Annotated in this window: 14 protein-coding genes and 2 pseudogenes; 14 read left to right on the forward strand and 2 right to left on the reverse strand. The window is 60.1% G+C overall.

Going from position 1 to position 20,558, the window contains the following annotated elements:
- The first annotated feature begins 100 nt into the window (after positions 1 to 100).
- The 3 genes and pseudogenes from A6070_RS10100 (at position 101) to A6070_RS10110 (ending at position 3,020) form a co-directional block, all read left to right on the forward strand.
- A complete protein-coding gene (locus A6070_RS10100) occupies positions 101 to 1,297 on the forward strand; it encodes a PP2C family protein-serine/threonine phosphatase (RefSeq protein WP_072285639.1) in 1,197 nt (398 codons plus the stop codon).
- Positions 1,298 to 1,457: 160 nt separating this feature from the next.
- Positions 1,458 to 2,596: pseudogene (gene purT / locus A6070_RS10105) on the forward strand (formate-dependent phosphoribosylglycinamide formyltransferase).
- A gap of 151 nt (positions 2,597 to 2,747) precedes the next feature.
- A complete protein-coding gene (locus A6070_RS10110) occupies positions 2,748 to 3,020 on the forward strand; it encodes a DUF3024 domain-containing protein (RefSeq protein ID WP_072285641.1) in 273 nt (90 codons plus the stop codon).
- A 90-nt stretch (positions 3,021 to 3,110) separates the two neighbouring features.
- Here A6070_RS10110 and A6070_RS10115 read toward each other — a convergent pair whose 3' ends face one another.
- Entirely contained in the window at positions 3,111 to 4,001 is an 891-nt protein-coding gene (locus A6070_RS10115; protein WP_072285642.1) for a phosphoribosylaminoimidazolesuccinocarboxamide synthase, read from the reverse strand.
- Positions 3,998 to 5,947 (reverse strand): SurA N-terminal domain-containing protein, encoded by a 1,950-nt coding sequence (locus tag A6070_RS10120; protein WP_072285643.1) that lies wholly within the window; start codon positions 5,945 to 5,947, stop codon positions 3,998 to 4,000. Before A6070_RS10120 ends, A6070_RS10115 begins: the two co-directional genes overlap by 4 nt.
- 201 nt (positions 5,948 to 6,148) lie before the next feature.
- Between A6070_RS10120 and A6070_RS10125 the strand changes: the two genes are divergently transcribed.
- The 11 genes and pseudogenes from A6070_RS10125 to aspS all read left to right on the forward strand — a co-directional run bounded on the left by A6070_RS10125 (position 6,149) and on the right by aspS (position 20,545).
- Complete coding sequence (locus A6070_RS10125; protein WP_072285644.1) at positions 6,149 to 7,192, forward strand: rod shape-determining protein; 1,044 nt, start codon at positions 6,149 to 6,151, stop codon at positions 7,190 to 7,192.
- 48 nt (positions 7,193 to 7,240) lie between these two features.
- The gene (mreC, locus tag A6070_RS10130; RefSeq protein ID WP_235605448.1) at positions 7,241 to 8,095 is read left to right on the forward strand and encodes a rod shape-determining protein MreC; all 855 of its coding nucleotides are present in this window, start codon (positions 7,241 to 7,243) and stop codon (positions 8,093 to 8,095) included.
- Positions 8,092 to 8,580 (forward strand): rod shape-determining protein MreD, encoded by a 489-nt coding sequence (gene mreD, locus A6070_RS10135; RefSeq protein WP_072285645.1) that lies wholly within the window; start codon positions 8,092 to 8,094, stop codon positions 8,578 to 8,580. The genes mreC and mreD overlap by 4 nt, the downstream gene beginning before the upstream one ends.
- 96 nt (positions 8,581 to 8,676) lie before the next feature.
- A complete protein-coding gene (gene mrdA / locus A6070_RS10140; RefSeq protein ID WP_083558429.1) occupies positions 8,677 to 10,704 on the forward strand; it encodes a penicillin-binding protein 2 in 2,028 nt (675 codons plus the stop codon).
- Positions 10,705 to 10,709: 5 nt separating this feature from the next.
- Positions 10,710 to 11,806 (forward strand): annotated as a pseudogene (rodA, locus tag A6070_RS10145) (rod shape-determining protein RodA).
- 264 nt (positions 11,807 to 12,070) lie between these two features.
- A complete protein-coding gene (locus tag A6070_RS10150; RefSeq protein WP_072285647.1) occupies positions 12,071 to 12,976 on the forward strand; it encodes an HDOD domain-containing protein in 906 nt (301 codons plus the stop codon).
- A gap of 178 nt (positions 12,977 to 13,154) precedes the next feature.
- Positions 13,155 to 13,322 carry a hypothetical protein gene (locus tag A6070_RS15600; RefSeq protein WP_158513967.1) on the forward strand — a complete coding sequence of 56 codons (168 nt, stop codon included), beginning with the start codon at positions 13,155 to 13,157 and terminating at the stop codon, positions 13,320 to 13,322.
- 83 nt (positions 13,323 to 13,405) lie between these two features.
- Positions 13,406 to 15,748, forward strand: coding sequence for a DNA internalization-related competence protein ComEC/Rec2 (locus A6070_RS10155; protein WP_072285648.1), 2,343 nt, complete (start codon positions 13,406 to 13,408; stop codon positions 15,746 to 15,748).
- 55 nt (positions 15,749 to 15,803) lie between these two features.
- Entirely contained in the window at positions 15,804 to 17,201 is a 1,398-nt protein-coding gene (locus A6070_RS10160; protein ID WP_072285649.1) for a GGDEF domain-containing response regulator, read from the forward strand.
- 182 nt (positions 17,202 to 17,383) lie between these two features.
- Entirely contained in the window at positions 17,384 to 18,637 is a 1,254-nt protein-coding gene (gene hisS, locus A6070_RS10165) for a histidine--tRNA ligase (RefSeq protein WP_235605449.1), read from the forward strand.
- A 117-nt stretch (positions 18,638 to 18,754) separates the two neighbouring features.
- Positions 18,755 to 20,545: an aspartate--tRNA ligase gene (aspS, locus tag A6070_RS10170; protein WP_072285651.1), complete on the forward strand. Its 1,791-nt coding sequence runs from the start codon at positions 18,755 to 18,757 to the stop codon at positions 20,543 to 20,545.
- The last annotated feature ends 13 nt before the right edge of the window (positions 20,546 to 20,558 follow it).

Consider the following 20,558-nt stretch of genomic DNA (forward strand, 5'->3'; position numbering starts at 1 on the left):
ACGCCAGCAAGACCCGAAAGCTTCTTTATCGACTATACTTTACTTAGAAAAGAGTCTCGGGAGCAACCCATCGTCATTTACCAACCGGGGATAGCGGCCCATGCCGGAAAAAATACTGCTCGCCCGAAAAGTCACCCCGACCACCGACCGCCTCTACCGCATGCTGCGGGAAAAAGGTTATTTTATCCTCAATGCCTCGGATCTTGACGAAACCCTTCACGCCCTGCGTGAGCGTCCGGACCTGCTGATGTTCGATACCGAAATTGCCGAGAAACCGAGGCCGGAGCAGTGGCCGCCGATGATCCGTTTTTTCCGTGAACATCCCTTGCCCTGCCTGCTCTTTTCCTCCAACGGGCGCCATCCGATTCCCGTCAAGCCGCTGGCTCCCTGGACCACCGACAGCCTGCGGCATCCCGTCGATATTCGGGAGGTGGAGTACAAAGTCGCCAGTCAGCTGAACCTCCGCAGGTTGACCTACGAGCGGGATCTCGCCCAGCGGCTGCTGCTGCAAAAGCAGAAGGAACTGGACGAAAACCGCCGCTCCGCCGCGCAAATCCAGCGTGCCCTGCTGCCGACAGGGCAGCCCGCCAAGGCAAACCTCGATTGCGCCTGGAGCTTTATCCCCTGTGAAAAAATCGGCGGAGACCTGTTCAATATCATCCCGTTGACGGACGACTTCCTGCTGATCTATCTGCTTGACGTGAGCGGCCATGGCGTTTCTGCCGCAATGGTCACCGTCTCGGTTTTCCAGAGTCTCTCCCCAAGCAGCGGCAGGTTATTCAAAAATCCGGACACGGCGGGACGCGGCCGCCAATGCCTGTCGCCCTCCGCGATTCTTGCCCAACTCGAGAGGGAATACCCTTTCGAAAGGTTCGGCAAGTTCTTCACCATCTCCTGTCTGTTGCTGCACACTCCGAGCGGCCGCCTCCGATACAGTTCCGCGGGACATCCGCCGCCGGTGTGTATCCGCCGTGCCGGATCTCTGGAGTTGCTGGCCAGCGGCGGATCGATCATTGGCGCTGGAGCCCGGGTTCCCTTCGAGGAGGGGGAAATCATCCTTGAACGGGGAGACCGGGTGTTCCTGTATTCCGACGGCATCATCGAACATGCCGATGCCCAGGGGGACATGTTCGGACCGCAGCGTCTTTACCGCAAGCTGCAGCAGCAGAGCAAACGCCGACTCGCCGCGGCCTGCGACCAGATTATCGAAACACTGCGCACCTTTGGCCAGAAAACACCTTTCAGAGACGATGTGACCCTGCTCGGCATCGAATTCGGCGGTACCGGAAAACCCTGAGCCGCTGCCCTGTCTCGCGATCCGCGGCACTGCCGGGTCTTGACAAGACACCGCCCATTGGGCATATTGCTGGACCATTCTGTCAGCCGGCCACAGACCTTACCATCGGGAGAGAAAAAATGATCGGGACCCCACTGAAAAATCCGCCACCAGGTTGCTGATGCTCGGATGCGGCGAACTGGGCAAGGAAGTCGTCATCGAAGCCCAGCGGTTCGGCATCGAAACCATTGCCGTGGACCGCTACGCCGACGCGCCCGCCATGCAGGTGGCGCATCGCAGCCATGTCGCCAACATGCTTGACCGCGAAGCGCTGGAACGCATCATCAAGCAGGAAGCCCCGGATCTCATCGTCCCTGAAATCGAAGCCATCGACACCGCTTTTCTGCTGGAGCTGGAGCAGCAGGGATACCGCATCATACCGACGGCGCGGGCCACCAACCTGACCATGAACCGCGAGGGCATCCGCCGCCTCGCCGCCGAGGAGCTTGAACTGCCGACGGCGTGCTACCGTTTTGCATCCAGCTACGAGGAATTTCGCCAGGGGATCGAGGACATCGGCCTGCCCTGCGTAGTAAAGCCGATCATGAGTTCATCCGGTAAAGGCCAGAGCACAGTCAAATCCGCCGACGACATCGATAAAGCCTGGGACTATGCCCGGCAGGGAGCGCGCGGCGCCGGCGAACGGGTCATCATCGAAGCCTTTATCGCTTTCGATTACGAAATCACCCTGCTGACCGTGCGCCACATCGACGGCACCAGCTACTGCCCCCCATCGGCCATCGCCAGGAGGGCGGCGACTATCAGGAATCGTGGCAGCCGATGCCGATGACGGACAAGGCCCTGGCCGAGGCCCAGCGACAGGCGCGGGTCATCACCGAAGCCCTGGGCGGCGCTGGCATTTTCGGCGTGGAATTTTTCATTCAGGGCGATCGGGTGTTTTTCAGCGAAGTGTCGCCCCGCCCCCACGACACCGGCATGGTCACCATGGTGACACAGAACATGTCCGAATTCGAACTGCACGTGCGGGCCATTCTCGGGTTACCGATCCCGGCCATTGAACTGCTTTCTCCCGGCGCTTCCCATGTGGTCCTCGCGTCGGACCGCCAGAACGATATCCGTTTTTCCGGGGTGGAGGACGCCCTGCGCGTGCCGGGCAGCAAAGTACGCCTGTTCGGCAAACCCGACAGCCGCCCCGGACGCCGCATGGGCGTCGCCCTGGTGGTTGCCGACAGCGTCGATAGCGCCCGCCAGTTGGCGAAGGAAGCCGCTGCCAGAATCAAGGTTGAGCCGGCCGAATAACTTTTCGAAACCAGTTTTTACCTGACAAGGGGCCGGAGTCGTAACAACGCCGGCCCCTCACCCCTCACCCCTCACCCCTCACCCCTTGCCCCCTTGACGAATCGCCGTTTACCTGCACAATCAAGATAACATGCGACAACGGAGCGGCGTCATGAAGGACAGGCAGTTGGCAATCATTCGGGAGATGTTGAAAAAGCATCCGGAACTGGCCGGTTATGCGGCATACAGCCATTGCGACCGGATCCACCTGCGGTGCAACTGGGGCGACTTCGCCCGCCTGCGGCATCTGCCCGGCGAGAATCGCTGGAAAATGGATTTTTATCTGAACCGCGAGCGCTGGCGTCGTTACGATTTTACCGGAACGCTGGAGGAGTGCCTGGAGCTGCTGAACGAAGCGCCGCACTATCTTTTCTGGGAAGGATAAAGAGAAGGCAGAATAAAATCAGGCGAAACAAAGGCGCGTCACAAACTGGCGCGCCTTTGTTTCGCCCTTAGTGGATAATCAGGTCCCCTGTCAGGGTTTCTGGCCGGTGATGCGGAACAGGGCTTCGAGATATTTCTCGGAAGTCTTCAGAACGATATCGTCGGGCAAAGCGGGTGCGGGGGCCTGCTTTTTCCAATCGAGGGTTTCCAGGTAATCACGCAGGAACTGTTTGTCGAAGCTCGGCTGCGCTCCCCCCATGCGGTAGGCATCCTTCGGCCAAAAACGCGAGGAATCCGGGGTCAGGGCCTCGTCGATCCACAGCAGCTTCCCATCCCGCAGGCCGAATTCGAACTTGGTATCGGCCACGATAATGCCTTTGTCGGCCATCAGGCCGCGGGCGCGGCGGTAGATGGCCAGCGCCACGTCGCGGGCCTGAGCAGCGACGTCGGCGCCGCAAAGCTCGGCTGCCTGTGCAAAAGAGATGTTCTCATCGTGGGCACCCAGTTCGGCTTTGGTCGAAGGGGTGAAGAGCGGCTCGGGCAGTTGCTGGCTTTCGACCATACCGGCGGGCAGATCGATGCCGCAAACGGTGCCCTGACGGCAGTATTCCTTCCAGCCCGAACCGGCCAGATACCCTCGAACGATGCATTCGACAGGCAAAGGCTGCGCTTTACGCACCAGCATGCTGCGCCCTTCGAGCTGATCCCTGTAGGGGCGGGTTTCAGCGGGGAAATCGTTCACGTCGGCCGATACCAGATGGTTCGGGACCAGATCGGCGAAGGTTTCGAACCAGAATCTGGAGATCTGGGTCAGAACAAAGCCTTTATAGGGAATCCCCTCGTTCATCACCACATCAAATGCCGAAATACGGTCACTGGTCACGATCATCAGGTGTTCGCCCAGATCGTAGATATCGCGTACCTTGCCCTGATTGACCCTCTTCAGGCCGGGAAAATTCGTCTGTAAAACAACCGGTATCATAGTGCTTTCTCACCTTCCAGAATGCTTTGCAAGGCCGGTTCGACCTTGATGTTCGCTTCACTTTTGAGTTTCTCAAGAAGCTCGCCGAGCATGCTTTCCTGCTTGCTCGCCAGTACCGAAGTCCGCAGTTCGTCGCGCAGCTGTTCGGTCAATTTGGAGGGATCAGCCTCCACCCGGCTCGTCAGGGCAACGACAACGAACCGGCCATCGAGGTTGAAAACACGATCGGCCGCCGGTTTTTTCAGTGTCAGGCCGAAGGCTGTACGGGCCAGTTCCTCGGAGTTGCCAAGACTCGGAACGAAATTGCCATAAGAACGGGGAAACAGCCCGGTTTCACCCATTTCAAGGGATTGTCCGCGAGCCAGATCCGACAGCTTTTTGCCGGCCTTCAGCTCTTTCAGCATGGCTTCCGCGGCCTGTCGGGCCAACCCGACACTTTCCTGCCGGCGATAGGCCCTTTCCACCTCGCCGCGCACCTCATCGAGGGCCGGCACAAAACTGGCGCGTCGCTCCTTCACGACAAATACGATGGCGCTGCCATCCCGCACCACGGGTCGCGACAATTCGTCTGCCTTCTGGGCAAAAGCCGCCGCCGTCAGTTCTTGGTCGTTGCCCAGCCCGTCGATGGCATCGCCGCGCCCAAACAACCCGGTTTCCCGGATCCGCAGGCCGTTCGCCTGAGCCACGGCATCGAGGTCACCGCTCTGCCGCTGGGCGCTGTAGGCCAGCATGGCCTTGTCCAGCGCCATCTGGCGGGCAAGATCCTGCCGCAAGCTGTCGCGCACTTCATCCCGCACATCGTCCAGCGGCTTGACGCCGGCCTCGATGCGGCCTTCGCACTTGATGATGTGAAAACCAAGGGGCGTCTCGACGACGCCGCTGATTTCACCAGGAGCCAGGGTAAACGCTACACTTTCAAACTCGGGCACCATGGTGCCGTGGGTGAAATAACCGAGATCCCCGCCTTTTACGGCGCTGGCGGCGTCATCCGAATGCAGCCGGGCCAGCTCGGCGAAATTCTTGCCGGCACGGGCCTTTTCAAGCACCTGCTCGGCAAGTGCGCGCTTTTTCCGGCGGCCGTCCTCATCCAGAGCGGGCGTGGTGCGAAACAGAATATGCGAAGCCTTGACCTGTTCGGCCACCCAGTAGCGGTCCTTGTGCCGTTCGTAGTAATTGCGGACGGCATCCTCCTGAAGGGTCACGTCACCGATATATTTTTCCGGGGAGAAGACAACATAGCGCAGGGCAGCCTTTTCGGGCTTGCGGAACTCTTCCCGATGTTCGGAAAAGTAGGACTTGAGCAGGTCACCATTGACCGCGACCTTGTTTTCGAATCCGCCGGGGGAGAATTTTACGAAACCCAGGGCGATCTTTTCATTCCGGTTGCGATACTCGGTTTCGATATCCTGATCGGTAACCGCGGCCTCTTGCCGAATGGCATCCATGACCTTCGACAACAGCAACTGCTCGCGCATGCTGCGCTCGAATGTCCGCGGGTCCAGATGCTGATAGGCCAGAACCTGCTGATAAAGCGTCCTGTCGAACTGGCCATCTTTCTGGAATGCGGGAATTTCGGCAATGGCCTGCCGCAGCTCGGCTTTGCCCACTTCAAGGTCCCGCCGATCGGCTTCCTGCAGCAACAGCAGCCGGTTGACCAGCATGTCATGGGTCTGAGCGTTGAGTCCCAGCTGTTTTTCGATCTCCGGCGGCAGGCTGCGGCCGAAGCGCTGCTCCATCTGCTGGCGAAGGTTCTGGTAGGCCATCTGATATTCCGCATAGCTGACGGCGTCGCCATTGACATGCAGGACGGCATTGCTGTCCCCGCCAGGTCCGCTGTCACCCTTGCCCCAGACCAGGAAAATCGTTCCAACAAATGCGGCAATGATCGTCCAGAAAACGATTTTGACGAGCACTGAACGCTGCTTTTTGCGTATCAGGTCAAGCATCTCGGCGGGCTCCTTTGCGTAAAGTTTCACATAAGAAAAAATAAGGGGAAATGTTAGTCAATCGGCCTCGGAATTGCAACTGATTTCTGCCTTTTGGACCTTGAAATAAGGTCGGCTTTTTGCTAGTGTTAAGCTCATTTTTTCAGGCACCTGCCTGGCCGTCCCCATGTCGGGGACGGGCGAAAGGAGAAACCCGCCATCATGTTCAATCTTTTCGATTCCATCCTCGGCTTGTTCTCAAATGACCTGGCGATAGACCTTGGCACCGCCAACACCCTGGTTTACCTCAAGGGCAAAGGTATCGTGGTCAGCGAACCTTCCGTGGTCGCGGTACAGAAAGACAGCATGGGACAGAAGAAAGTCCTGGCCGTCGGCATGGAAGCCAAAAAGATGCTCGGCCGGACGCCGGGCAGCATCGTCGCCATCCGTCCCATGAAAGACGGCGTCATCGCGGACTTCGATATAACCGAAGAGATGCTGAGATATTTTATCCGCAAAGTACACAACCGCAAGACACTGGTAAGGCCGCGCATCGTCATCTGCGTCCCTTCCGGCATCACCCAGGTGGAAAAGCGCGCCGTCAAGGAGTCGGCGGAGTCCGCCGGGGCGCGTGAAGTCTACCTTATCGAGGAGCCGATGGCGGCCGCCATCGGTGCCGGCCTGCCCATCACCGAAGCGTCGGGCAACATGATCGTCGATATCGGCGGCGGTACCACCGAAGTGGCGGTCATCTCCCTGGCCGGGGTGGTCTACGCCAAGAGCGTGAGGGTCGGCGGCGACAAACTGGACGAAGCCATCGTGCAGCATCTGAAGCGTAAATACAATATGCTCATCGGGGAACGCACCGCCGAACAGATCAAGATAGAGATCGGCAGCGCCTACCCGGAAGACGAAATACGCACCATGGAAGTCAAGGGACGCGATCTGGTGTCTGGCATCCCCAAAACCCTGGAAATCGATTCCAGGGAAATCCGCGAAGCCCTTACCGAAACGGTCAACGCTATCGTCGAGGCAGTGCGCATCGCCCTGGAACGCACGCCACCGGAACTGGCGGCGGACATCGTCGACAAGGGTATCGTGCTTGCCGGCGGCGGTGCCTACCTGCGCAATCTCGACATGTTGCTGCGGGATGAAACCGGACTTCCGGTGGTCATCGCTGAAGACCCCCTGTCCTGCGTCGCCCTCGGTTCGGGCAAGGTGCTGGACGAACTCGACCTGCTGCGGCGCGTCACCGTCACCTCCTGAAAAACGGTGCCGGGACACGCCACATAGCATTTCCGGCAAAAGAGGGCCATGCGCCCTCTTTTGCATTGCGATACAGGGTTTTTCATGCTGGAGCTGCTCCGAAAATACCGCTCTCCCCTGCTGGTCGTCTTTCTGATCATCTTTGCTCTGCTGGTCTATTCTTCACGCCTGCGCAAACAGCCGGAAACCACCTTGTTTGAAAAAACCATCCTGCAACTCGCCAGTCCCCTGCAACGCGGGTTCGACTTCTCAACGGCAAGACTGGGCGACATCTGGAGCCATTATCTGTGGCTTGTCGATGCGCGCGAGGAAAACGACCGCCTGCTGCATGAAAACCGGCGGTTGCGCACCCGCCTGGACCAGGTTCGTGAATTTCAGCTTGAAAACCGGCGCCTTCGCACCCTGCTCAAATTACGCCGGCAGCTGCCCCTGCCGACCCTGGCCGCCCGTGTCGTCGCGGAAGACGCGACCAGCCTGTTCCAGACCGTGATCATCGACCGCGGCCTCGATGACGGTCTGCGTGAAGGCCTGGCAGTCGTGGCCCCGGAGGGGGTGGTGGGACGCATTATCCGCTGCTCCCCCCGGCAATCCCGGGTACTGCTGATCACCGATGCTTCTTCGGCGATCGCGGTACTGGTCCAGCGCAGTCGCGCCCGCGCCGTGGGTCGCGGCCGTGGCGCCACCCTGACTCTGGATTTCGCCCTTGCCCAGGAAGATATCGTCACAGGCGACCGCATTATTACCTCTGGTAATGGTGGCATTTTCCCCAAGGGATTGACAATTGGCACCGTAAGTCTGGCCGAAGTCAACACTCTGGATCTGTTCCAGACCGTGGTGGTCAAACCGGCGGTGAATTTTTCCCGTCTGGAGGAGGTTCTGGTGCTGCTGGATCAATCCTCATGAAAACACTGCTGGCATACCTGGCGCTTGGACTGCTGCTGGCAGTCGCCGAAACCCTGTTACCCTCCGCTCTGGCGACCAAACCCCATCTGCTGTTGCTGCTGGTCATGATGCTGGGGGTGCAGCAAAAAATCGCCGTGGGCGGCCCCGCGGCCTGGCTGCTGGGCTGCCTGCAGGACAGTCTTTCCGGAACCTGCCTGGGGCTGCACGGGCTTGTCTACCTGATTTTGTACCTGTCGCTCCGAAGCGTTGCCGGGTTGCTGAACCGGGAAAGCCCGGTATTGATGCTGTTTCTGGTCATCAGCGGCACCCTGCTGCAAGCTCTGATCATGATTTTCACTCTGGGTTTTCTGGCCGAACATGGTACCTACTGGCGGCAGATTCTGGCCGGGCTGCCGGCGCAGGTGTTGGTCAACCTGCTGGCCGCACTGTTCTTTCTGCAGGCTTCGTTTCTGCTGCATCGAGCCCGTCGTCGCCGTCCGCTATAAACTCCGTTGCGCCCTTTTCGGCTCGTGTTGCGGCGCTTTGGCCTGCGAAAATCGGGCGGCTACCGACAGAAATTTAAGGTTGAGAGGATCGCGCCCTTGAACCATGATTTTCAAACCGACTGGCAGCCGGCGCCGCATCTGCGCAAACGCTATGTGCATGCCTCGATTGCCGCGGCAATCGTTTTTCTGCTGCTGCTGCTGCGTCTCTGGCAGCTGCAGGTGATCAGCGACGAGCACTATCGCAACCTCTCTGAAAAGAACCGCACCCGCTATATCCCCATAGCCGCCCAGCGAGGCCGCGTTTTCGACCGGGACGGCCAGTTGCTGGCGGACAATCGTCCGGCCTTTGACGTCGCGGTTCTGCGACAGGAAGTGGATGATCCCGGGATGCTGCTCGACCGGCTGTCCGGATTTCTGTCAGTGGACCGCGAGGAACTGCACAAGCGCTGGGAGGCTGGCAAACGCCTGCCCCGCTACCGCCCCATCCCCCTGGCGTGGGACGTGGATCGCGACACCCTTGAAAAAATCATGGAAAATGCCGTCAACCTGCCCGGCGTGCTGATGGAAACCCGCCCCGTAAGATCCTTTCCGTTGGGGCCTCTGGCCCCTCATTTTCTCGGTTACCTGGGAGAAATCACCGAGAAGGAGCTTGGCGCCCCGGAATTCGAAGGCTATCACGCAGGGGACGTGATCGGCAAAGCGGGCCTTGAAAAAAACCTGGAGCCGATTCTTGCGGGAACCGACGGCGAACGCCGGGTTGAGGTTGACGTAAAGGGCAAAAGCATGCGCATCCTCAAAACCCTCGATCCGCAACCGGGCAGTGAAGTGGTGCTGACCCTGCAGGCATCACTGCAGCAGGTCGCCGAACAGGCCTTTGGCGAGCAGGCCGGCGCAGCCGTAGTCCTCGATGTACATACCGGCGAAATTCTCGCCATTGCCAGCCAGCCGGCCTTCGATCCGGCTCAGTTCGCCCGTGGACTGACCGCCAAAGAGTGGCGGGAGTTGCAGAACAACCCATTGAACCCGCTACAGAATCGCGCCATCAGTGGTCAATATCCGCCGGGCTCGATCTTCAAGATCGTTACCGCGCTGGCAGCTCTCAAGGCTGGTGGCGCCAGCGCAGACACCAGGGTATTCTGCAAGGGATCAAGCAAGGTAGGCAATCATACCTTTCGCTGCTGGAAACGCAGCGGCCATGGAACCACCGACCTCCACAAAGCTCTCAAGGAAAGCTGCGACGTCTGGTTCTACGAGGTCTCCCAGAAGGTCGGCATCGACCGTATCGCCGCCATGGCCCGCGACCTGGGCCTGGGCCGAACCTACGGACTGCCCTTCGAAATGGAGAAAGCCGGTCTGATTCCGGATAAAGCCTGGAAGATGAAGCGCTTCGGCACCAGCTGGTATCGCGGGGAAACCCTCAACGCCGCCATCGGCCAGGGTTATATCCTCACCACGCCCCTGCAGCTGGCGGTCATGACCGCGGCCGTGGCCAACGGCGGCACGCTCTACCGCCCCCATATCGTCAAAAGCACTCAGGATCCGGCAAAGCGGATCGTCCGCCACACGCAACCGGAAATACTGCACCGCGTGTTTCTCCCTCCCGCCCACCTGGCCGCGGTACGCCAGGGTCTGGAAGCGGTGGTCAACGAGCCGGGCGGAACCGCCTGGTCGAGCCGCCTGGAAGCGTTGCCGTTCGCCGGCAAAACCGGCACCGCCCAGGTGGTCAAACTGCGTGACGGCGTCAGGGATGAAAATCTCATCCCCTACCGTTTTCGCGATCACGCCCTGTTTTCAGCCTATGCCCCGGCCGACAAGCCCCGGATCGCCGTCGCGGTCGTTGTAGAGCACGGCAGTCACGGCAGCAGTGCCGCGGCCCCGATCGCCAGAGCCATTATCGCCCATTACTTCGGGCTGGACAAAACCCCAGTGCCCCCCCAAAGCCAGCCGCGGCAGGCCAGTGCGACACCCGCTTCGCCAGATCCGGCACCGCCAGTGCCTTCAGCGCCGCTATCAACCCCGGCAGAGCCGCCTGTAAACACACAACCGACGACGCCGGACCTCTTGCCGACACCGCCATCCGTTCCGGAGCAACCGGAACCTTCAATACCTGAAGCCAACGGATAATCCCTATGTTCGACAGACGCCTTCTCACCCATTTCAACTGGGGCCTGCTGCTGCTGGTACTGATCATTGCCGGACTCGGCATTCTCAACCTGGTCAGCGTCACCTCTTCCTGGGCTTCCCCGGCGGCACCCTTCTCGCTGAAACAGCTGTCCTGGCTTGCCGGGGGTATGATGATCGTCACCGGCATCTGCGCCATCGACTACCGCCGCCTGGAACATCTGGGGGGATTCTTTACGCCGGCAACCTCGGGTTGCTGCTGCTGGTCCTGCTGATCGGCCGCACCTCGATGGGAGCGACCCGCTGGCTCGACCTCAAGGTGATCAATCTGCAGCCGAGCGAACTGATGAAAATCGTGATTATTATCGTCATGGCCTGCTTTTTCAGTCGCAACGAACATCCCCGGGGCTTCTCCTTCCGGGAATTATGGGTTCCTTTCGCGCTGCTCGCCCTGCCAGCTCTTCTGATCATGAAACAACCGGATCTCGGCACCGCCATGATTGTGTTGATGATCGGCGGATCCATGGCACTGTTCGCCGGCATCCGCCCAACCACGCTGACCGGCCTGGCACTGTTCGCCGGCAGCGCCGCCAGCGGCGGCTGGTTTTTGCTGCACGGTTACCAGAAACAGCGGATTCTGACCTTCCTCAACCCGGAAAGCGACCCTCTCGGCGCAGGGTATCACATCATTCAGTCCAAAATCGCCGTCGGCAGCGGCGGTTTCTGGGGCAAAGGCTTCAGGGAAGGCACCCAGTCGCAGCTTTCCTTTCTGCCCGAACGGCACACCGATTTCGCCTTTTCGGTTTTTGCCGAGGAGTGGGGTTTTGCCGGTGCCCTGCTGCTGCTGGCCCTGTTCCTGCTGCTTGTCATCTGGGGTCTCAACGTGTCCCGCCATGCCTCGACGCGCTTTGGCATGTTTCTCGCTTTCGGCGTCAGTGCCATGCTGTTTTTTCATATTGTCATCAATCTCGGCATGGTTATTGGATTATTGCCGGTGGTCGGCGTGCCGCTGCCCCTGTTCTCCTACGGAGGCACCAGCATGATCACTACCATGACCGGCGTCGGCCTGCTGTTGAATGTCAGCATGCGGCGTTTCAAGTTCTGACCCGCCGAAGCCTGTCCATCCGGAGCCGCCACGGAATACCACCGGCGTGGTTTTCACATCTGGTTTTCATACGGAGTTTCCGGATGGATACTACCTGAAAAAGGTGCGGGCAGCCGGCTGCGACAACCCCGTGTGACCTTCCGGCCCTGCCCGATCCGGCCACCTGCACAGATGCTTAAAATCGTTGACGTACCGGCGGTGGGCCATTAATCTTTGATGCAATCCGATGCGACGCACCATTTTCACTACCGAAGGAACCCATCCATGCGCAATAACTCATTGACCACCGAATCTTTCACCGAATGGACGGAATCCGATCCGGAGCTGGCCTGCGCCCTTGCCGCCGTAGCGGAGCTTCCCGCCATGACCGATATCGTCAGTGATTTTCTGGTCACCATCGAGGACCCCGACTGGACCGCCAAAAGCGTGGCGCAGGTCATTTCCCGGGATCCGGTGGTGGCCGCCAGCATCCTCAAGGCCGCCAACAGCGCCTACTACAGTTTCCAGCGCCAGATCAGCAATCTGGAAGGTGCGATTGCGGTTCTGGGCCTGTCCACCATCAAGAGCCTGGTGCTGGCTGCAGGTGTCAAAAGCATGAACAAGCGCTTTGGCCTGATCGAAAAACTGCTGCTCGAAGATGCCATCGGCTGCGCGCTCTGCGCGCGGGAAATCGCCCGGAAAACCCGTTGCTACGATCCCGAGGAAGCGTTCCTCGGCGGTTTGCTGCGGCATATCGGCAAAATCGCCATGAACAACCTGGATACGGAGAAATATTCCCAGCTTGTTCAGGATGTCTACAACGGCGAAGGCGACCTGGCTACCCTGGAACGCCAGCATTTTCCCTACAGCCATGCCGCCATTGGCGCCGCCCTGTTGCATCACTGGAATCTGTCGCCGCAACTGGTCGCCTGCGTCCTTTATCACAACATTCCCGCCCCCCCTGAAAAAATCGGCGAACAGGCCCGCATCCTCACCAACCTTGTCAACCTTGGCGGCCTGTTCTGCACACGCCTCGGCTTCGGTCAACGCACACCGATGCCGGAACTGCAACCTGCCGCATCCCCCTGCGCGGCAACTCTGGATCTGGAGCAGGAAGATAGCGACGACATCCTCGAGAAGATTCCCGAGGCGTTCCGACAGGCCTGTGAATCGTTCATGGGACACCACTGATACAGTACGCCGGGAAACCGGCGCTTTTCCCCGCCGCGCGGCCCGACGCCCTTATTCCACGCCTCTCGCTGTCCGATCCGCGCACTCCTTGCCGGTGATTCCCTGATATTAAACCGGGGTGCGACTTATTCTGTCGCACCCCGGCCGCACACTGGGACCACCCGACAAGGAGGTGCCCATGTTCGAACTGCTGCTGTTGATCGGTTTTCTCTACGCCGGTTTTTTCCCTCCCAGCCCCTGCCAAAAGGGCGGCACCCGCCCCGCCGGTCATGAACAGACCTGGCCAACACCCTGTAAACATCGGCCCGGCCCAAAAATACTTGCGCACAAGAATAACGATTGCTAATCTTCGAACTGTCGCATCCGGAGCGACAGTTCGAAGACTCCGGGATCCGCTACTTTTGGCATTCGACGGGACCCGTCCGTGTCATGAACCTCGCCCTTGTCACGACTGCCTATATTACCGGCTTGCTGCTGGCCCTGGCGGTGCCGGCCCCGGCATGGCATCCGGCTCTGGCCGCAGCCCTGGCCCTCGCCGGCGTGATTCTGCGCCGCGCCCGTGGCGCCGCCTGCCTGTTGCTGATCGCCCTGGCGGCACTCGGCTATTCCAATTTTCACCTGCAGCAAACACCCGCCATTGCCGGGCGCTCGCTTTTATCCCTGACGGAACACCGCTGGCATACCTTTTACGGCCGGCTGTGGCGCATGAATCCTGGCCCGGATGGCGGAGAGCGGCTTGATCTGCGCGTACATCACGTTGTGCAAGGGCACGCTCCGGTACCCGTCAACGGCAATCTGAGACTCTATCTCGAAACCTCCAGGCGGCGTTTCTGCCCGGGCGACGAGCTGGCGGTGCGCCTGCGTCCGCGACGGCCGCGCCGGTTCGGAACCCCCGGTGAATTCAATTACCCGCGGCATCTGGCCTCCGAAGCCATACAGGCAACCGCGTTCCTGCCACAGGACGATGGCATCGTGGTCATCAAGAAGGCCCGCCCCGGGTTTTCCCGCACCCTTCGCCAGACCGTTGCCGACCTCATCGATCACTCAATATCCGACCGCGACAAAGCCAACCTGGCAAAGGCTCTGGTGATCGGCGACAAAGACAGGATGACTTCTGAGCAGCGGCAGCGACTGGCCCACCTGGGACTGGCGCACCTGTTTTCCATTTCCGGATTCCACCTGGGTCTGGTCGCCATGTTCGGATACCTGGCCTTGCTGCCCGTAATGCGCCGCAGCGAGACGCTGTTGCTGGCCATCCCGCCACGCCGCCTGCTGCCGGCCCTGCTGATTCCATGGTTGTGGTGCTATCTGCACATCACCGGGCAGGCCCTGCCGACCACCCGGGCCTGGCTGGCAGCCGTCGCCGTGATCGCTTTGTGCTGGCTGCGCCGTTTCTGCCATCCGCTTCGCGTGGCTTTAGCCGTCGCCGTCGCCATTCTTGCGGCAACCCCCATGGCCCTGATAGCACCTTCCTTCCAGCTGTCTTTCGCGGGGGTTTTCGGCATTCTGATCCTGGTGCCGCGCTGGAGCCGCCACCTGAGCGTACTGCCCTGCTGGCCACGCCGGATATTGCAGGTGCCACTGGTTACCCTGGCCGCCACCATCAGCACCGCGCCTTTGGTTTTGTGGCACTTTCACCTGCTGGCTCCAGCCGGTCTGCTGACCAACCTGTGGGCCGGACCGATCATCGGCGGGCTGGCGATCCCCGCGGGACTGGCCGGTCTGGTGCTGACGCCGCTGTGGCCGGCGGGAGCCGCGGGCTGTTTTGGTTTAATTGCCGAATTGCTGGACCGGATACTGGACTGGTCGGAAAAAGTGCTTGCGCTGCCCCTGATGGCTCCGCGGCAACTCTACCTGCCGACGGTTACCCTGGTGCTTGCCGGCATGCTGGTTATCGCGCTGATGGTGCCCCGCCGGAAATGGCGCTGGGGGGCTGTTGCGCTGCTGGGGCTGGCCCTGTTAGTCCAGCCGTCGCCACAGCCGGGGCACCTGCGCGTCATTGCCCTGAGCGTCGGCCAGGGCGACGCCCTGCTGGTAACCGACAGCGCGGGACAGCACTACCTGGTGGACGGAGGCGGCCAGGCCCATGGCCATTTCGATCCCGGAGAACGCCTGGTCGCGCCCGCACTGGGCCGTTTCGGCGTCAGGGAACTTGCCGCTGTCATCCTTACCCACGATCACCCCGATCACCGCAACGGCCTGCTGCATATTGCCAGGCATTTTCGGATCAAGGAGTTCTGGTGCGGCAGTTCCGCATCGGCCCTGTGGCCGCCGTTGCGCCGGCAACTGGCGGCCAGGAACATCCCCGTGCGCACCTTTGCCCCGGGGTGGACTCCCGTCGCGGCGGCCAGAAAGACGACCATAGCGGTGTTCGCTCCGCCCGACGACGATCTTGGCGAGAATGACCGGTCCCTGGTTTTTTATGCCCGCGAAAATCGCAATGGCGTACTGCTGACCGGCGACCTGGAGCAGGCCGGCGTTGCCCACCTGCTGAATGCCACGCCAAAATTGCCGGTGACCCTGCTGAAATTGCCTCACCACGGCAGCCGCAACGGCTCCGTCGACCAATTGCTTACACATTTCACCCCGTGCTGCGTGTTTGCCAGCCTCGGCGCCAACAATGTTTTCGGCTTCCCTCACCAGGAAACGCTCCAGAGCGTAAAACGCGCCGGGCTGTCCCTGTGGCGCACCGACCTGCACGGCACTCTGATATTCGACCTTGAAAACCGCTCCTGGCGTGTAAGATCCTGGCAAGACGGGCTTTTTCGTTGACAGTCGAATATGGCTTTGTTAGTTTGGACCATTATCTGACCTGGAGACTGTCCGGATGAAATCCTCCACCATTCTGGTTGTCGATGACGAGCTGTTTTTCCGCCGTCTCTATGCCAGCCTTCTCAGCGAAAATGGTTACCAGGTGGAATCCGCCGCGTCCGGAAAAGAGGCTCTGTCCCGCCTTGGCAAGGGGCATATCGACATTGTGCTCGCCGATCTGGTCATGCCCGAAATGGATGGCATGCAGATTCTCGACCACTGTCGCAAACTCAACAACCCTCCGGATGTCATCCTGGTTACCGGCCATGCTTCGGTCGAATCGGCCATTCAGGCCATCAAAAGCGGCGCGCGAGACTATCTGGTAAAGCCCTTCGACCCGGCCGAACTGCTGCATGTGGTCCGCGCCTGTCTCGAACAGCGACACCTGCTTGACGAAAACAGCGTCCTCAAGGCACAGATCCGGCTTTATCAGCGGGGGCAGCAACTGGCCGCGCAGCTCGACCTCGACCGGCTGTTCGAGGATGCCCTGTCCGCCATCCTTCAGGAAGCCGGCAGCGGTCGCGGCCTGGCCTGCCTCCTGGACAGCGACGACAGCCCCCAGCTCATCAGTACCCGGAAATTGCAGGAGACCGAAGCCATGGCCCTCATGGCGGCCGCGCAGCCATTGCTGGCCAACGGCAACAAACTGCACATCGTCTCCTGTGCCGATCTGCCGCCGTTGCCGCAACTGCCACCGGCGCTGCAATCCGTCGCCGTCTTCCCCATGCAGTCCCCCTACGGATTCGGCGGAGCCCTGATCTTCTGTAATCCCGAAGAAGGGGATTTCGCCCCCGGAATGTCCCGGGAAAACCTCTCCTTTCTGCTGGAACAGACGGCGCTTGGATTCGAAAACGCCTGCCGTTTCAAAACCGCGCGGGATCTTATCTTCATCGATGACCTGACCGGTCTGCACAACTATCGCTACCTGCAGATGATCCTGGATCAGGAAATCCTGCGAGCGGAGCGCTACGGGCTGGAATTTTCGCTGGTTTTCATCGATCTTGACTTTTTCAAGGAAATCAACGATACCCTCGGACATCTCGCCGGCAGCCATGCTCTCAAGGAAGTCGCCCGGATTTTGCGGCAGTGTGTCCGTGAATCGGACATCCTGTTTCGCTACGGTGGCGATGAATTTACCGGCTTTCTGGTCGAAACGGGCAGCGAAGGGGCAGCGGTGGTGGCCGAACGTATCCGCCAGTGCATCCAGAATCATACCTTCTTCGCTGAAAGCGACACCCCCGCAAAGATTACCGCGACCGTGGGCTATGCCACCTACCCCTGTGACGCCGGCAGTAAAAAGGAACTCATTCACCTGGCCGATAAAGCCATGTACGAGGGTAAAAAGTGCCGCAATGCGGTGAGGGGAGCCTGGCAACTGGCGGAAACGGAGGATCCCCCGGTCGACCCGGAATGAACCTCCGGCCGTCGCGGCCGCCACGCGCATTCGCTTTATGCGTACATCTACCCGCTCGCCATGGCGCCGGCGGGTCTTCTATTGCCGCCGGCCCGCTGTTAGCCGTTCCGGATACAGCCGCCGCGGCCATGAAACCATGAACGAAGGGACATAACGTTGTGAGCATTACGGGAATCAAGGGAATGAACGATATCCTGCCAGGCGAAGTCGAAACCTGGCAGTTTCTTGAAAGCGAAGCCCACCGCATCTTCCAGTTGTACGGCTTTGCCGAGGTGCGGGTGCCGGTGGTGGAAAAAACCGAACTGTTCTGCCGCTCCATCGGTGAAACCACCGATATCGTGGAAAAGGAGATGTACACCTTCAGCGATCGCAGCGACAACTCCCTGACCCTGCGGCCGGAAGGCACGGCTCCGGTCATGCGCGCCTTCATCGAACATAAACTGCACACGCTGGATCCCCTATCCAGGCTCTATTACATGGGGCCCATGTTTCGTTACGAACGCCCCCAGAAGGGACGCTACCGCCAGTTCCACCAGATCGGCGTGGAGGCTATCGGCGTTGACGACCCCATGATGGACGCCCAGATCCTGGCCATGCTCGACCACTATTTCGAAGCGGTCGACATCCGCAATGTCGAACTGCATATCAACTCTCTGGGCTGCAAGCAGTGCCGTCCCCGCTACCGGGAAACCCTCACCGGCTACCTGGAAAGCCGCCTGCGGAGCCTGTGCGCGGACTGCCAGCGGCGCTACCTGACCAACCCGCTGCGGGTGCTTGACTGCAAGGTTCCAGCCTGTCAGGAAGCTACGGTCGATGCGCCGTCGGTACTGGATCTTCTGTGCGACGACTGCGACACCCATTTCCGCCAGCTTCAGGCCCATCTGCACAAGCTCGGCATTGTTTTCACCATCAATGCCCGCATGGTCCGCGGCCTCGACTATTACACCAAAACCACCTTCGAGATGGTCACCAATCAGCTCGGATCACAGAATGCCGTGGCTGCCGGCGGGCGCTATGACGGGCTGATCCAGGATCTGGGCGGCCCGGCCCTGCCAGGCATCGGTTTTGCCATGGGCGTCGAAAGGCTGGTCCTGATGAAGGGCGATCAGCGCATCGCGCCACCCCGTCCACAGGTTTTTCTGGCCGCCCTGGGCGATGCCGCAACCGACGAGGCCTTCGCTCTCATGACCCGCCTGCAGCGGCTTGGACTGCGCGCCGAAATGGCCTTTGCCGGCAAGAGTCTCAAGGCGCAGATGCGCCGCGCGGGCAAACTGGGCGCCCGCTTTGTCCTGATTTTGGGCGATGAGGAACTGGCTTCGGGCCAGGCGCAACTTCGTGACATGGACGACGGCAGCCAGACGCCCATTGCCCTGGAGGGCATCGGGCAGGCCCTTGCGGCCCGCTGCCTTGCCGGGCCCGCAACGGGCAGCCGATAACCGCTTGACGATTTTTGGCGACACCCTTTATAATTTGCAATTCGCTTTCTTCAGGATCGCGACACGCATGTGCCGTGCTTTTCTGGTATTACTTTTTGCATGACCAAGGAGATGAACTTGATCGACATTCTGGGTGATTGGAAAAAAAGCCATTTCTGCGGCGATCTCCGTGCCGCCGACATTGGCAAGGAAGTCTGCCTCATGGGCTGGGTGCAGCGTCGTCGCGACCATGGAGGCCTGATCTTTATCGACCTGCGCGACCGCCAGGGAATCGCCCAGCTGGCTCTCGATCCCGACCGCGATCCGGAGGCTCACGCCAAGGCGGAAAAAGTGCGCAGCGAATATGTGGTCGCGGTCCGCGGCATCGTGTCCGCACGTCCCGAAGGCACCGTGAACCCCAAGATGGCTACCGGCGAGGTCGAAGTGGAGGTCAAGGAACTGCGGGTTCTCAACAGTTCCGAAACGCCGCCTTTCATGATCGAGGACCATGCCGACGTCGCGGAAAACATCCGCCTCAAGCATCGATACATCGACCTGCGACGCCCCGGCCTGCAATCCAATCTGATGTTGCGTCACAAAGTGGCGCAGATCGTGCGCACCTATCTCAACGATAATGGATTCATCGAGATTGAAACCCCGGTTTTGACGAAAAGCACGCCGGAGGGCGCCCGCGACTATCTGGTGCCGAGCCGGGTGAACCCCGGTATGTTTTACGCCTTGCCGCAATCGCCCCAGTTGTTCAAGCAGCTGCTTATGGTGTCCGGTTTCGACCGCTACTACCAGATTGTCAAATGCTTTCGCGATGAAGACCTGCGCGCCGATCGGCAGCCCGAATTCACCCAGATCGACTGCGAATTGAGCTTCGTCGACCGGCAGGATATCATGACCATCATGGAGGGCATGATCGCCAGGGTGTTCCGCGATACGCTTGGCATCGAACTGCCGCTGCCGATGCCCCGCATCACCTACACCGAAGCCATGGCCCGTTTCGGGGTCGACAATCCGGACATGCGTTTTGGCCTGGAACTGGTCGAGATCTCCAACATCGTCAAGGACTGCGGTTTCAAGGTCTTCGCCGAGGCGGTGAAAAAAGGCGGCATTGTCAAACTGCTCAACGCCAGGGAGTGTGCATCCTTCTCCCGCAAGGAACTCGACGATCTGACCGAGTTTGTCAAAATTTACGGCGCAAAAGGGCTTGCCTACGTCAAGGTCCAGGAAGACGGCTCCTGGCAGTCTCCCATCACCAAATTTTTTACCGACAAGGAAATCGCGCTCATCGATGAGGCCGCCGACGCGAAACCGGGCGACCTGTTGCTGTTTGCCGCCGACACCTGCAAAGTGGCCAATGAATCCCTGGGGCGTCTGCGTGGCCTGCTCGGGCAGAAACTGGGGCTGGCCCGCAAGGATGACTTCCGTTTTGTCTGGGTCACCGACTTTCCGCTGCTCGAATGGGACGGCGAAACCCGCCGTCACGTGGCGGTGCATCATCCCTTCACCGCTCCTTTGGATGAAGATGTCGCGCTGCTCGACGGCGATCCCGGCAGCGCGCGGGCCAAGGCCTACGATCTGGTCCTGAACGGATCGGAAATCGGTGGCGGAAGTATTCGTATCCACAACCGGGAAATACAGAACAAAATGTTCTCCCTGATGGGGATTACCGCCGAGGAAGCCGAGGAAAAATTCGGGTTTCTGCTCAATGCCCTGAGTTACGGCGCACCGCCCCACGGCGGCATCGCTTTTGGCCTCGACCGCCTGATGATGATCCTGACCGGCTCGGAATCCATCCGGGACGTTATCGCTTTTCCCAAAACCCAGAAAGCCACCTGCCTGCTGTCGGAAGCGCCCGGCGCAGTGGATGACAAGCAGCTGCGGGAGCTTTCCATCCGGCGCGCGGCACGCACAAATTAGCTCGTATCCATCC

It is taken from the genome of Syntrophotalea acetylenica (assembly GCF_001888165.1).
GTDB classification, from domain to species: domain Bacteria; phylum Desulfobacterota; class Desulfuromonadia; order Desulfuromonadales; family Syntrophotaleaceae; genus Syntrophotalea; species Syntrophotalea acetylenica.

What these genes read in the sequence shown, in the direction of transcription:
- A6070_RS10100 (WP_072285639.1), top strand. Translation starts at nt 101, where the DNA reads ATGCCGGAAAAAATACTGCTCGCCCGAAAAGTCACCCCGACCACCGAC.
- A6070_RS10110 (WP_072285641.1), top strand. Translation starts at nt 2,748, where the DNA reads ATGAAGGACAGGCAGTTGGCAATCATTCGGGAGATGTTGAAAAAGCAT.
- A6070_RS10115 (WP_072285642.1), bottom strand. Translation starts at nt 4,001, where the DNA reads ATGATACCGGTTGTTTTACAGACGAATTTTCCCGGCCTGAAGAGGGTC.
- A6070_RS10120 (WP_072285643.1), bottom strand. Translation starts at nt 5,947, where the DNA reads ATGCTTGACCTGATACGCAAAAAGCAGCGTTCAGTGCTCGTCAAAATC.
- A6070_RS10125 (WP_072285644.1), top strand. Translation starts at nt 6,149, where the DNA reads ATGTTCAATCTTTTCGATTCCATCCTCGGCTTGTTCTCAAATGACCTG.
- mreC (WP_235605448.1), top strand. Translation starts at nt 7,241, where the DNA reads ATGCGCCCTCTTTTGCATTGCGATACAGGGTTTTTCATGCTGGAGCTG.
- mreD (WP_072285645.1), top strand. Translation starts at nt 8,092, where the DNA reads ATGAAAACACTGCTGGCATACCTGGCGCTTGGACTGCTGCTGGCAGTC.
- A6070_RS10150 (WP_072285647.1), top strand. Translation starts at nt 12,071, where the DNA reads ATGCGCAATAACTCATTGACCACCGAATCTTTCACCGAATGGACGGAA.
- A6070_RS15600 (WP_158513967.1), top strand. Translation starts at nt 13,155, where the DNA reads ATGTTCGAACTGCTGCTGTTGATCGGTTTTCTCTACGCCGGTTTTTTC.
- A6070_RS10155 (WP_072285648.1), top strand. Translation starts at nt 13,406, where the DNA reads ATGAACCTCGCCCTTGTCACGACTGCCTATATTACCGGCTTGCTGCTG.
- A6070_RS10160 (WP_072285649.1), top strand. Translation starts at nt 15,804, where the DNA reads ATGAAATCCTCCACCATTCTGGTTGTCGATGACGAGCTGTTTTTCCGC.
- hisS (WP_235605449.1), top strand. Translation starts at nt 17,384, where the DNA reads ATGAACGATATCCTGCCAGGCGAAGTCGAAACCTGGCAGTTTCTTGAA.